Annotated in this window: 11 protein-coding genes; 4 read left to right on the forward strand and 7 right to left on the reverse strand. The window is 30.0% G+C overall.

Translation table 11 applies throughout. The features are described 5' to 3' along the window. Positions 1 to 34: 34 nt before the first annotated feature. The 4 genes from ACWYN7_RS10620 to ACWYN7_RS10635 form a co-directional block, all read right to left on the reverse strand. Positions 35 to 1,369, reverse strand: a complete 1,335-nt coding sequence (locus ACWYN7_RS10620; protein ID WP_462859911.1) for a deoxyguanosinetriphosphate triphosphohydrolase — start codon at positions 1,367 to 1,369, stop codon at positions 35 to 37. 53 nt (positions 1,370 to 1,422) lie between these two features. After that, entirely contained in the window at positions 1,423 to 1,947 is a 525-nt protein-coding gene (locus ACWYN7_RS10625; protein WP_462859912.1) for a TlpA family protein disulfide reductase, read from the reverse strand. Between the two features lie 79 nt (positions 1,948 to 2,026). Further along, positions 2,027 to 4,417 carry a ribonucleoside-diphosphate reductase subunit alpha gene (locus ACWYN7_RS10630; protein ID WP_462859913.1) on the reverse strand — a complete coding sequence of 797 codons (2,391 nt, stop codon included), beginning with the start codon at positions 4,415 to 4,417 and terminating at the stop codon, positions 2,027 to 2,029. A gap of 136 nt (positions 4,418 to 4,553) precedes the next feature. Beyond that, the gene (locus tag ACWYN7_RS10635; RefSeq protein WP_462859914.1) at positions 4,554 to 5,525 is read right to left on the reverse strand and encodes a ribonucleotide-diphosphate reductase subunit beta; all 972 of its coding nucleotides are present in this window, start codon (positions 5,523 to 5,525) and stop codon (positions 4,554 to 4,556) included. A gap of 396 nt (positions 5,526 to 5,921) precedes the next feature. Here ACWYN7_RS10635 and ACWYN7_RS10640 point away from each other — a divergent pair, with 396 nt between their 5' ends. Beyond that, a complete protein-coding gene (locus ACWYN7_RS10640; protein ID WP_015481089.1) occupies positions 5,922 to 6,113 on the forward strand; it encodes a cold-shock protein in 192 nt (63 codons plus the stop codon). Between the two features lie 98 nt (positions 6,114 to 6,211). Then, positions 6,212 to 7,231, forward strand: coding sequence for a COX15/CtaA family protein (locus tag ACWYN7_RS10645; protein ID WP_462859915.1), 1,020 nt, complete (start codon positions 6,212 to 6,214; stop codon positions 7,229 to 7,231). 120 nt (positions 7,232 to 7,351) lie between these two features. On the opposite strand, the gene ACWYN7_RS10650 is transcribed toward ACWYN7_RS10645, so the two are convergent. Next, positions 7,352 to 7,774 carry a molybdenum cofactor biosynthesis protein MoaE gene (locus ACWYN7_RS10650; protein ID WP_462859917.1) on the reverse strand — a complete coding sequence of 141 codons (423 nt, stop codon included), beginning with the start codon at positions 7,772 to 7,774 and terminating at the stop codon, positions 7,352 to 7,354. Positions 7,775 to 7,836: 62 nt separating this feature from the next. Between ACWYN7_RS10650 and ACWYN7_RS10655 the strand changes: the two genes are divergently transcribed. Beyond that, on the forward strand, positions 7,837 to 8,109 hold the full coding sequence (locus tag ACWYN7_RS10655; RefSeq protein WP_462859918.1) for a DUF3817 domain-containing protein: 273 nt from the start codon (positions 7,837 to 7,839) through the stop codon (positions 8,107 to 8,109). A gap of 8 nt (positions 8,110 to 8,117) precedes the next feature. Here the strand turns inward: ACWYN7_RS10655 and ACWYN7_RS10660 are convergent, their stop codons facing one another. Further along, positions 8,118 to 8,360, reverse strand: coding sequence for a MoaD/ThiS family protein (locus tag ACWYN7_RS10660; protein WP_462859919.1), 243 nt, complete (start codon positions 8,358 to 8,360; stop codon positions 8,118 to 8,120). Positions 8,361 to 8,379: 19 nt separating this feature from the next. After that, complete coding sequence (locus ACWYN7_RS10665; RefSeq protein WP_462859920.1) at positions 8,380 to 10,854, reverse strand: DUF5686 and carboxypeptidase regulatory-like domain-containing protein; 2,475 nt, start codon at positions 10,852 to 10,854, stop codon at positions 8,380 to 8,382. A gap of 270 nt (positions 10,855 to 11,124) precedes the next feature. Here ACWYN7_RS10665 and ACWYN7_RS10670 point away from each other — a divergent pair, with 270 nt between their 5' ends. Beyond that, a complete protein-coding gene (locus tag ACWYN7_RS10670) occupies positions 11,125 to 13,404 on the forward strand; it encodes an NADP-dependent malic enzyme (protein WP_462859922.1) in 2,280 nt (759 codons plus the stop codon). The last annotated feature ends 2 nt before the right edge of the window (positions 13,405 to 13,406 follow it).

Here is a 13,406-nt window from a genome sequence, read left to right on the forward strand (position 1 = left end):
TAATTTTTAACATTTCATTAATAAATTGTAGCAGCTAAATAATGTTTCCTGTTAACTTTTTATGCATTCTTATGGCATAACTATCAGACATCCTAGAAACATAACTACAAACCTGCATAATTCTCTGATACAAATCATTGGTTTCTGTTTGATATTCTTCTGGTAATAAGTTTAAAACTAGCTTATCAAAATTAGATTGACTATCTGTATATTTATTGTTTAAAGCTGATACAAAAACATCCAGTAAATCTGCTATAATTTTATAGCCTGCAACTTCTTTTTCTATAACCTCTTTGCTTTTATAAATTTTATCGATACTTATTTTAATGATATCGTTAATCTGAGCTTCGTACTTGCATTTGTCTAACAAAGACCTATCGAAACTACCATTTAAAATTACATCTTCATTATTTAAAAAAATGTTTACGGCTTCATCAATCAAAGAATTAATAGCAATTGCTCTTAAATAAGCGGTTCTATCTTTGGTATGTTTTAAGGCATAATATTTATCCCTATTAATTCCGTGAATTAATTTAGACATGTATTCTAAAGCATAATCTTCATCAATTAAACCTAAATTAATACCATCTTCAAAATCGATAATGGTGTAACAAATATCATCTGCTGCTTCTACTAGATAAGCTAAAGGATGCCTGTAAAACGAATTATTTTCTAATGATTTTGGTTTCATCCCTAGTTCTTGCACCACATCTAAAAACTCTTCTTTTTCCGATTGAAAAAATCCATATTTTTTATCAGAAATATGATTTGTTGGCTTTTTAGGCAAACTCTCTTTTGGATATTTTAAAAACGCACCTAAAGTTGCATAACTTAAACGCAAACCACCAGAAATACCTTCTCTAGACTCTGTAAGGATTTTAAATCCGTTTGCATTACCTTCAAAATCGATTAAATCTTGATACTCTTTTGCTGACAATTGGTCTTTATATTTAGCACCTTTTCCGGTTTTAAAATACTCGCCTATAGCTTTTTCTCCTGAATGCCCAAAAGGCGGATTTCCAATATCATGCGTAACTGATGCTGCTGCTACAATGGCTCCAAAATCATTAAACGTATAGCCTAATTTTACCAAATCTGGATGACGTTCTAACAACACTTTACCCACTCTTCTACCCAAAGTTCTACCCACCACAGATACTTCTAAACTGTGTGTTAAACGCGTGTGTACAAAATCGGTTTCTGATAAAGGAATTACTTGTGTTTTATCTTGCAGAGATCTAAATGCTGATGAAAATATAATTCTATCAAAATCTACTTCAAAGCCCAAACGTGTTTCATCTTGTGCTATTCTTGGTCTTTTTTCGGTATCGCCAAAACGTTTTAAAGAAAGGAGTTTATCCCAGTTCATTTATTTCTTAATTTACAAATGCAGAACGCATAATTACAGTTCTACATTTTAATTTATTTATTATCACTTATCAATTCTAGCGAAGTAATTATTTTTTGAAAAGAATTAGACTTCTTCAAAATTACTCCTTCATCATTTATATATAAATAAGTTGGAAAACGTTTGATTTTATAATCCGTTTTTAACTCATTTTCTGTATTAAAGTGATTATAATTTTTCCAATTATATTGATGTTTGTTGATATAACTAATCCAATCTTCAAGGTTCCTATCAATAGAAACTCCAATAACTTCTATATTATTTTTAGCAAGTAAATTTTGATGCTCTTTAATTTCCTGATGTTGTTTTACACAAGGTGGACATTCTAAATACCAAAAATCTAAAATATACTTTTTATGGTTTTCTAACTTTATTTTTTCTTTCTTCTGATTTAGAGTATTAAAAACATAATTATCGAAATTTATTTGATTCAAAGCAACTCTTCTTTCTTTTTCTGTTGCTTTTGTATTTTGATTTTTTTCCTGATGTTTACATCCACAGAAAACAAAAAAAGCAATCAAATAAATTATTTTTTTCATTTTTCGAAAATACAAAAAAGAGAAGCATTTCTGCTTCTCTTTTAATTTACTTTATTTATACTCCAAAAATTATTAAAATCTAAGAACCACACATTTCGCAATCATCTGGATCTGCATTTCTAGATGCATCTACCATTGCTTTAAATTCTGCTGCACTCATTGGTTTATCACCTTGTTCAACTTTCTTTTCTTTAGAAACTGTAAACTGAATTGCGTTTACAGCAGATTTTGTTCTTAGATAATACATTCCTGTTTTTAAGCCAGATTTCCAAGCATAGAAATGCATTGATGTTAACTTACCATAATCTGGGTCTTTCATAAACAAGTTTAAAGATTGTGATTGATCTATGAAATAACCTCTATGACGTGCCATATCAATAATATCTTTCATACTCATTTCCCAAACTGTTTTATACAATTCTCTTAATTCTGCAGGAATTTCTTCTATATGTTGTATAGAACCATTTGCACGCATAATGCTTTCTTTCATATCATTATCCCACAAACCTAATTCTACTAAATCTTCTAGTAAATGTTTGTTAACCACAATAAACTCACCAGATAAAACTCTTCTTGTATAAATGTTAGACGTATATGGCTCAAAAGCTTCGTTATTTCCTAAAATTTGTGATGTAGATGCTGTTGGCATTGGTGCAACTAATAACGAGTTTCTAACTCCGTGTTTCATTACGTTTTTACGCAATTTATCCCAATCCCAATTACCACTTAACTCATCATCTTTAATACCCCACATATTAAATTGGAATTCTCCTTCTGACATTGGAGAACCTTTAAATGTAGAATATGGTTCTTTGGCTTTTGCAATTTCCATAGATGAAGTTACAGCAGCATAATACATGGTTTCAAAAATATCTTGATTCAATTTTTTAGCTTCATCACTAGTAAAAGGTAAACGAAGGTTGATAAACGTATCTGCTAAACCTTGTATACCTAAACCTACAGGTCTGTGTCTAAAGTTCGAGTTTTCTGCCTCTTTTACAGGATAAAAGTTTGCATCGATAACTGTATCTAAATTACGAGTAACTTTTTTAGTAACGTCGTATAATTTTTTATGATTAAAGTATTTTTCGCCATTTTCTCTTTCAGAAACAAACATTGGCAATGCAATAGAAGCTAAGTTACATACAGCAACTTCGTCTTTTGCAGTGTACTCCATAATTTCTGTACATAAATTTGATGAACGAATTGTACCTAAATTTTTCTGATTAGATTTTCTGTTAGCTGCATCTTTATACAACATATAAGGAGTACCTGTCTCAATTTGAGATTCTAAAATTTTCTCCCATAATTCACGAGCTTTAATGGTTTTTCTTCCTTTACCTGCAGCTTCGTAACTTGTATATAAACGCTCAAATTCTTCGCCATAAGTATCAAATAAATGCGGACATTCATGAGGACACATTAAGGTCCAGTCTGCATCATTTTGAACACGTTCCATAAATAAATCTGAAATCCACATGGCATAGAATAAATCTCTTGCACGCATTTCTTCTTTACCATGATTTTTCTTTAAATCTAAAAAGTCGAAAATATCTGCATGCCAAGGTTCTAAATACATTGCAAAAGAACCTTTTCTTTTACCTCCACCTTGATCTACATAACGTGCAGTATCATTAAAAACACGTAACATTGGTACAATACCATTAGATGTACCATTTGTACCAGCAATATAACTACCTGTTGCTCTAATATTGTGTATAGACAACCCTATACCACCAGCAGATTGCGAAATTTTTGCAGTTTGTTTTAATGTATCGTAAATACCTTCTATACTATCATCTTGCATTTGCAATAAAAAACATGAAGACATTTGTGGTTTTGGAGTACCTGAATTAAAAAGAGTTGGAGTTGCATGTGTAAAATATTTTTTACTCATTAACTCGTAAGTTGCAATGGCTTCGTCTATATCGTTTTTATGAATACCAATAGAAACACGCATTAACATGTGTTGTGGTCGTTCTGCAATTTGGCCATTTAATTTTAACAAATAAGAACGCTCTAATGTTTTAAAACCAAAATAATCGTAATTAAAATCTCTGTTATAGATAATTGTAGAATCTAATTTTTCTTTATTTTCTTGAATAATTTGATATACATCATCAGCTAATAAAGGTGCTTTTTTTCCTGTACGTGGATTTACATAGAAATATAAATCATCCATAGTATCAGAAAAAGATTTCTTTGTGTTTTTATGTAAGTTAGAAACAGCAATTCTTGCAGCTAATCTTGCATAATCTGGGTGAGCAGTTGTCATTGTTGCAGCAGTTTCTGCAGCTAAGTTATCTAATTCTGAAGTTGTTACTCCATCATAAAGACCTTCTATAACACGCATTGCTACTTTTACTGGGTCAACAATTTTGTTTAATCCATAACACATCTTTTTTACTCTAGCTGTGATTTTGTCAAACATTACTGGCTCTCTTTTGCCATCTCTTTTTAGTACAAACATAATTTAGATTTACGATTTAATGATTTACGATATAGTTACTAGTTATTAAAGCCAACAAAAACTCCAAATTTTGGAAGGCCTCTTTTTAATTTAATATTTTAGTTAATTATAGTGGGGGAAAAGATTTTTTTAAAGTTTAAAAGTCTGAATCAAAACTTATACTTCCTGTTCCTCCAGATTTAACACCTGCTTTTTGATATTCTGACACTCTTTTTTCGAAGAAATTTGTTTTTCCCTCTAAAGAAATCATTTCCATAAAATCGAAAGGATTTGTAGCATCATACACTTTTTCGCATCCGAATTCTAATAACAATCTATCTGTTACAAATTCTAAATACTGTGTCATTAAACGTGCATTCATACCAATTAAACTTACTGGTAATGACTCTGTTACAAATTCTCTTTCAATATCTAAAGCATCTACAATAATTTCTTTAATACGTTCTGGAGCTACTCTATTAACCATGTGGTTATTGTGTAAATGCACAGCAAAATCACAGTGCATACCTTCGTCTCTAGAAATTAACTCGTTAGAAAACGTTAACCCTGGTAATAAGCCTCTTTTCTTTAGCCAAAAAATTGAACAAAATGCCCCAGAAAAGAAAATACCTTCTACTGCTGCAAACGCAATTAAACGCTCTGCAAAAGAATCTGATTCTATCCATTTTAAAGCCCAATCTGCTTTTTTCTTAATTGCAGGAAAAACTTCGATAGCTCTAAATAATTGATCTTTTTCTATTTCGTCTTTTACATAAGTATCAATTAATAAAGAATAGGTTTCTGAGTGAATGTTTTCCATCATTATTTGAAATCCATAGAAAAATTTAGCTTCAGAATATTGTACTTCGTTTACAAAGTTTTCTGCTAAATTTTCATTTACAATTCCATCTGATGCAGCAAAGAATGCTAAGATATGTTTGATAAAATAACGCTCATCGTCTGTTAATTTGGTATTCCAATCTACAATATCAGAATGTAAATCGATTTCTTCTGCTGTCCAAAAACAAGCTTGTTGTTTTTTATACCATTCCCATAAATCGTTATGTTGAATAGGAAAAATAACAAATCTGCTATCATTTGGTTGTAAAATTGGCTCTAGTTTAGACATTATTGTGAGAAATTTGAGTGTTTATGAATGTTATTTAATCGTTAAGAACGACTTGTACAAAGATTGGTTTTTTTACTAAAAAATGAAAGCCCTACTTATTCACAAAACCCTTGAAGTTTTTAACAAAAACAGATTTTTAACCATTTTTTGCAGATTTTTTTAATTTCATTAAATTCTGAATATCAATATTTTAAAAATAAAAAACCGCTCTAAAGCCTAGTATTACTGACATTCTTAAAACGGGTTCTAGTTTTTAGTTTTATCATCAAAAAAAAATAGTACCACAACCCAGATTATTAAAAAATTGCTCATGATAATTATTTAAAGTAAAGAAATGTAAAACCTACTACTTATAATCTTATATTTGTTGTATTATTAACATTTATTTATATCAAAGTGAAAAACGGAACAGTAAAATTCTTCAACGAATCTAAAGGATTTGGATTTGTAATTGAAGACGGTTCAAAAACAGAGTATTTTGTACACGTATCAGGTTTAATTGACGAAATTAGAGAAGGTGATGCAGTAGAATTTGACCTGAAGGAAGGTAGAAAAGGTTTAAACGCAGTAGACGTTAGAGTTATCTAATTATATTATTTAGAATTTTTTTACATAAGACACAAGTCGCTTAATTTATTTTAAGCGGCTTTTTTTTTGGCGTATTTTTGCAAAAACTTTTTATTTTGATGAAAACGAAATTTCCTAAAATTGTTCAAATTTCTATTATATCTCTTTATCTTATTTTTTTAGCGGGCTCAGTAGTTAGAATGACTGGTTCTGGAATGGGTTGCCCTGATTGGCCAAAATGTTTTGGTTATTACATACCACCAACATCTGAAGAACAAATTACCTGGAAACCGAATACAGAATATAAAAAAGGCTTTATTATAATTAAAGACGAAGTTTTGTTTGTTGCAGAAAACGATTTAAAAACAACTCAAGAATTTAATGCCAACAATTGGGCTAAATACACCAAACACGATTACAACAAATTCAATAAATACCATACTTGGACAGAGTATATTAATAGACTTGTTTCTGTTTTAGCTGGTTTTGTATTTCTATTTTTAATTTATGGAGCAACCAAATTCTGGAAAGAAAACAAAACAATTACAATACTATCTTTTACAGCTTTCTTTTTAATGCTTTTTGAAGCCTGGCTTGGAAAAACTGTGGTAGACACTAATTTAACTCCAACAATAATAACCATTCATATGGTTGTTGGTTTAGTAATTATTGCTCTTTTATTGCAAATAAGATTTATTATTTCTGATAAAAAAACCTACAACTACAACTCAACTTTTAATAAATTATTAATTGTTTCCGTAATTTTTTCTTTGATACAAATTGCAATGGGAACCCAAGTTAGACAGTTTATTGATGAGCAAGTAAAACTTTTTGGTTTCGAAAACAAGAACTACAGTTTACTAAATCCTAGTTTTAAATTTTACTTTCATAGATCTTTTACCATTGCTATTTTATTAGTGAATTTAGGCATGTTTTACATTAATCAAGTTAAAAAATTAGGATACAAACTTGTAAATTGGATTGTTTTCTTACTTTTTTTAGAAACCATTACAGGTATTTTAATGTATTATGCAGAATTTCCATTAGGCACACAAGCCATACATTTATTAGCAGGTGCCTTATTATTTGGTTTGCAGTTTTATTTATGGCTGCAAAGCAGAAAAACGGTTAAGGGTTAGATGTTGGCTGTTGGCTGTTGGTTAAAATAAATTTAAAGCAGAAAATCAACAAAAAAAATAGCTCTTTTTTTTTCACACCAAAACACTGAATACTGAATACTGAATACTGAATACTGAATACTAAGGATGCGCATTTACCCAAACTTCGCCATCAGAAAAATATTCTTTTTTCCAAATTGGCACAGTTTCTTTTAAAATATCAATAGCAAATTCACAAGCTAAAAAAGCGGCTTTTCTATGTTTAGATGAAACTGTAATAATTACAGGAATTGCACCAATTTGCAACATGCCTTCTGCATGATGAATGGCTATTTTTTTGATATCAAATTGGTCTAAAGCTAAATCAGCAATTTTTTGCATTTCTTTAATCGCCATTGGTTTGTAAGTAGAAAATTCGAGCTGTTTTACTTCTTTGCCTTGGGTATCATTTCTTACAGTACCTACAAATGCTGATATTCCTCCACAAGAATCATCTTCTACAAATTGATAACATTCTTGCAAGTCGAGTTTTTCTGATGTAATTTTTATCGAAGTTCTCTGCATAGTTTAACAAAAGTAATCATTCATAATGTATCTTTGTGCTTTATTATTTTTAGAATATCAAAATGAAAAGTTTTTTTAGAATTGTTAGTTTTTTAGAAGGAATCTCTTACCTACTTTTATTGTTTATTGCAACACCTATTAAATATTTTCAGGGTGATGAAACTTATGTAAAAATGTTAGGGATGCCTCATGGCTTACTTTTTATGCTGTATATTGTTTTAGCCATTGTAATTAAAAAAGAAATGAACTGGAGCAGCAAAACTTTAGGAATTGTTTTACTTTGCTCAATCATCCCTTTTGGAACTTTTTATGTTGATAAAAAATATTTAAGGTAAAACAACTTTTAACCTCCACTTACTGGCGGAATTACAGCAACAACATCACCCAATTTTAAAACAGTTTCATTCTCTGCATATTCTTCATTTACTGCAATTGCATACGAACTGATATTTTTTAAAGCAGGAAACTCTTCCTTTAAAATCGTTGTAAATTTTTCTACGGATGAATTTTCATCAACCTCAATTTGAAGTTCAGAAGCATTTACCAAATCTGATGTAATCCCGAAAAAAAGTGTTTTTATTTTCATAATCAACAAAGATAAATCATTAGAAAGACATATTTAAACCAAACAACCATCCACTTTTTCGATTAGCTCCATTTACAGATTTTACATAGTATACTCGCAACAAACGCCACTTACCAAAACCAATATTATCTAACCCAACTGAATATTCAGAATAAGGTTTAGTATAAGACATAAACATTGTTTTTGCACCACCAATTAAATGAAAATTTAGTTTATTAATTAACGGAATTCTACCTAAAATAGCACCTTTAAAATTATGTTCTATATGCGCTTCTGCATATTTATCATTTGTATAATATTGATAATAATCTAACAACCCAAAATTATTTTGTCTGTTTGTAGCTGTTGCAAAAAACATTTCATTTCCTACAACCTGTAAATTATCCATAAATGGGATGTCTTTCCTTTTTAAGAAAGCACCTGCTCTAATTTTATAAAACAACTCACCATAATTACCTGTATTTACATCTTGTCTTAAAGTAGCAATTAAAACATCTGAATTGAACTCAGCATTATCTGCAGCAAATGTTTTTCTGTAATTTAAACTTAGTGATGGATATTTTTCATTCCCCATATTAAACTTACTATCTGGGTAGGTTAAATATTTTTGACCAAAGACAAATCTTAATCCCATATTTAAGGTTGCAATTTTATGTGCTGTAAAAACAGAACTTGTAAAATTATTTGGTTCTATTGGGTTGTTAGAAGTATAAGGTTGGTATTTTTCTTCGGATACAAACGAATAATTTGTAGTATTAAAAAGCGGTTTTCTATTAGCATATTCTAAAGAGGATGAGAAAAATATTCCGTTTTTAATTTCTTCGGAAAAACCAATTCTTGCAAATTCTTTTTCGTAAATCTTAAGTACATTTTGTCTTCTAAATAAAGATAGCACAAAATTATCTAATGGTTTAACCGCATTTCTTCTATTAAATTGTGCTGTTGTTACACCCCCTGTAATGTACATTCTTGGTCTAGAAAAATTATTCCATTTTTTACTAAAATAAAAAGTTGGTCTAGCTCTTTTATCAGATAAACCATATTCTACATCAAAACCTGCACTCCACCATTTTCCTTTATCATTCAAATTTTTAAAATAACTTGCCCCTAAAGAAGTCTTAAACCCCTGAACTGTGTTGAAACCAAAATCGTCTATTACACCACTAAAAGACAAAGACCACTTTTCGTAAGTATCTCTATAACTATATCCAGTTATTGGAGATAATAATTTAAATTTATTAGATCTATTATCTAAGGAATCTAAAAACTTTTCAGATTTTCGAACTACTTTTATACTGTCTTTTAAAGCGTAATCTTGAGTTTCTTCTTTAGTTAATGGTACAGGTCTTAAAGTATTCCAGAATACAGAATCTTTTTTTGTAGCATTTTCTTTAAATGATAAAACTTCATTTGTAAAAGTATTCTTGTTAAAATTAGGATTAAAATTATAATCAGAATACACATAAGAAAACTTTCCTCGAGGTTTAAAACCAAAAACCTTAATATCAAAAGCAATAGTTTGTGTAGCTAAAACCCAAGCATCTATTTTTTTAGAATAATTATAACTTTGTTTTACCCCCAAAGAGTTTACAAAAGGCAAATTTACTTGCACACCAGTTGTGCTTAAATCTGAGCCATACAAAGCCCAATCATCTTCTACAATATAAATAGAACCTTCAAAAACACGATCGTTTTTACGCTTTGGTATTAGTTTTATTTTGTTGATGAGTTTGCCATTTTTATCATAAAATGTACCTTCTAATTTATAACGATAATAACTAAAAGCATTTGTAGAAATTGGCGAAATTAAATTATTAAATACCTCAATACTATTGTTATATAAATTAATATCAGATTCTTCTGCCCTATTAAAACTTACTCCATTATCCTCACCAGAAACTTTAGAAGCCGTTATTACTTCTTTAAATTTTTTAGGTTTTTTCTGAAAAGAAATATTAGAGAAAGTTTCAGACAAATAGACAATTCCGCTTCTTGTAGAATCTAATCCTCCACCTAAATCACCAATTTCTTGTCCAAGAAATTTTTTGGGTAAATCTTTAATCCTGGTTAATCCTCTAGAATAAAATTTAGCAGTGTAATTGGCATACTTGTTTGTATTCTTGTCTTTATTTGCAATTGCATTTCTAATAATTCTATTTGCAGGATTATCTTTGGTAGATATAGAAATTTCATCTAACTGAATATTTTCTTCTTGTAACTGCACATTTAATTCAAAAGGAAAAGCGGTAATATTAATTTCTTTTTTTAACGTTTTGTAGCCCAAAAACTGAAAAACCAGCATCTGTTTTCCTAATTTATTTAGTTCTAAAAAATAATCACCATTATCATTAGAAGTAGTTCCTTTTTCTGTGTTGTCTAAATACACACTTACAAAAGAAAGCGGTTCGTTTTTAGTATCTGTAATTTTACCCGTTATTTGAGCATTTAGCAATGGTGAAACCAAGACTACAAGCAGTAGTAATGTTTTTTTCATAGTTTAGTTTTGGTTGATTTTCACAAACTTAAAGTTTCTGACCTAAGTAAATCTTTAAAATTTTTAAACAACATACAATAATTTCTTAAAAACAAGACAGAATAACAATACCAAAAGTTGCCTGTACTTTTAAATTGATAAAATTTGATGTTAAGTTGCTCTTAAAACGTAATAATTTACAACAAATTTAGATCGTCTAAAAAGTTAAAAATACTTTGCTCTTTATATGAAAAGCCTATATTTGTGAACTACTTAGAAATATAAAAAATCATGAGCGATTCTAGAAAACGACACGAAGCTTTACTTTACCACGCAAAACCAAAACCTGGTAAAATCGAGGTAATTCCAACCAAAAAATATGCAACTCAACATGATTTAACTTTAGCTTATTCTCCTGGTGTTGCAGAGCCTTGTTTAGAAATCGAAAAAGATAAAAACAACGCATACAAATACACCTCTAAAGGTAATTTGGTTGCTGTAATTTCTAACGGAACTGCAGTTTTAGGTTTGGGTAATATTGGCCCTGAAGCCTCTAAACCAGTTATGGAAGGTAAAGGTTTGCTTTTTAAAATTTTTGCTGATATTGATGTTTTTGATATTGAAGTTGATGCCACAGATGTAGATAAATTTGTAGAAACTGTAAAAGCCATTGCACCAACTTTTGGTGGAATTAACTTAGAAGATATAAAAGCCCCAGAAGCTTTTGAAATTGAAAGAAGATTAAAAGAGGAATTAGACATTCCTGTAATGCATGATGACCAACATGGAACAGCAATAATTTCTGCTGCTGCCTTAAAAAATGCGATAGAAATAACAAAAAAAGATATTTCTAAAATTAAAATGGTAGTTAATGGTGCTGGAGCTGCTGCAATTTCTTGTACTCGCTTATACTTAAAACTAGGCGTAAAAAGAGAAAATATTTTAATGTGCGATAGCAAAGGCGTTATCAGAAAAGATAGAGACCATTTAACATCTCAAAAAGCAGAATTTGCAACCACTCAAGATGTAAATACTTTAGAAGAGGCAATGCAAAATGCAGATGTTTTTATTGGTTTATCTATGGGTAATATTGTTAGCCCAAAGATGCTTTTATCTATGGCTAAAGACCCAATTGTGTTTGCAATGGCAAACCCTACACCAGAAATAGAATACGATTTAGCCATTGCCACAAGAGATGATATTATTATGGCAACTGGTAGATCAGACCATCCTAATCAGGTAAATAATGTACTTGGTTTTCCGTTTATTTTTAGAGGCGCTTTAGATGTTAGAGCCACTAAAATAAATGAAGAAATGAAAATGGCTGCAGTTTGTGCTTTAGCAGATTTGGCTAAAAAATCTGTACCAGAACAAGTAAATATTGTTTATGATGAAGTAAGCTTAACTTTTGGTAGAGAATATATTATTCCTAAACCTTTTGATCCAAGATTAATATATGAAATTCCACCAGCAATTGCAAAAGCTGCTATGGATTCTGGAGTGGCTTTAGCCCCAATTACAGATTGGGAAAAGTACAGAGAAGAATTAATGGAGCGTTCTGGCTCTGGTAGTAAAGAAATTCGATTAATTCACAACAGAGCTAAAAGTAACCGCAAACGAATTGTTTTTGCAGAAGCAGATCATTTAGATGTACTTAAAGCAGCACAAAGAGTTTTCGAAGAAAAATTAGCAGATCCAATTTTATTAGGAAGAAAAGAAGTTATTCTTGCCTTAAAAGAAGAAATTGGTTTTACTGGTGATGTACCCATATTCGACCCAAAAACAGACGAAGAAAGAGAAAGAAGAAATCGTTTTGGAGAAGCTTATTGGAAAACCAGACAACGTAAAGGTAGAACTTTAAATGAAGCAAAAAAATTAATGCGAGAGCGTAATTATTTTGCAGCAATGATGGTAAACGAAAACGAAGCAGACGCTTTAATAACAGGTTATTCAAGACCTTACCCAACTGTAGTAAGACCTATTTTAGAGCTTATAGAAAAAGATAAAGGCATTTCTAAAGTAGCTGCTTGTAACTTAATGCTTACCAAACAAGGTCCAATATTTTTGGCAGATACAACTATAAATATCAATCCAAGTGCAAAAGATTTGGTAAAAATATCGCAAATGACATCGAGTTTGGCAAAGATGTTTGGTATGAAACCTAATGTTGCAATGTTGTCTTTCTCTAACTTTGGATCTTCGAATACAGAAACTTCTAAAAAAATAAGAGAAGCAGTTTCTTATATTCATCGTCATTTTCCAAACGCTGTTGTTGATGGAGAAATACAGGCAGATTTTGCATTAAATCCAGAAATGTTAGCCAAAGAGTTTCCTTTTTCTAAATTAAATGGTAAAAAAGTTAATATTTTAATTTTCCCTAATTTAGAATCTGCAAATATTACTTATAAATTATTAAAACAAGTAGAAGGCGCAGAATCTATAGGACCTGTAATTTTAGGTTTAAGCAAAGCAGTACACGTTTTACAACTGGGTTCTAGTGTAGATGAAATGGTAAATATGGCTGCTTTAGCTTGTGTAGATGCACAACAAAGAGAAAAGAATAAAAAATAGTA

This window comes from Polaribacter sp. M10 (assembly GCF_054968445.1).

Bases quoted from the DNA above. Each gene is read 5' to 3' on its own strand.
- ACWYN7_RS10645 (WP_462859915.1), top strand. From the start codon at position 6,212: ATGAAAACGAAATTTCCTAAAATTGTTCAAATTTCTATTATATCTCTT.
- ACWYN7_RS10670 (WP_462859922.1), top strand. From the start codon at position 11,125: ATGAGCGATTCTAGAAAACGACACGAAGCTTTACTTTACCACGCAAAA.
- ACWYN7_RS10665 (WP_462859920.1), bottom strand. From the start codon at position 10,854: ATGAAAAAAACATTACTACTGCTTGTAGTCTTGGTTTCACCATTGCTA.
- ACWYN7_RS10660 (WP_462859919.1), bottom strand. From the start codon at position 8,360: ATGAAAATAAAAACACTTTTTTTCGGGATTACATCAGATTTGGTAAAT.
- ACWYN7_RS10620 (WP_462859911.1), bottom strand. From the start codon at position 1,369: ATGAACTGGGATAAACTCCTTTCTTTAAAACGTTTTGGCGATACCGAA.
- ACWYN7_RS10650 (WP_462859917.1), bottom strand. From the start codon at position 7,774: ATGCAGAGAACTTCGATAAAAATTACATCAGAAAAACTCGACTTGCAA.
- ACWYN7_RS10625 (WP_462859912.1), bottom strand. From the start codon at position 1,947: ATGAAAAAAATAATTTATTTGATTGCTTTTTTTGTTTTCTGTGGATGT.
- ACWYN7_RS10635 (WP_462859914.1), bottom strand. From the start codon at position 5,525: ATGTCTAAACTAGAGCCAATTTTACAACCAAATGATAGCAGATTTGTT.
- ACWYN7_RS10655 (WP_462859918.1), top strand. From the start codon at position 7,837: ATGAAAAGTTTTTTTAGAATTGTTAGTTTTTTAGAAGGAATCTCTTAC.
- ACWYN7_RS10630 (WP_462859913.1), bottom strand. From the start codon at position 4,417: ATGTTTGTACTAAAAAGAGATGGCAAAAGAGAGCCAGTAATGTTTGAC.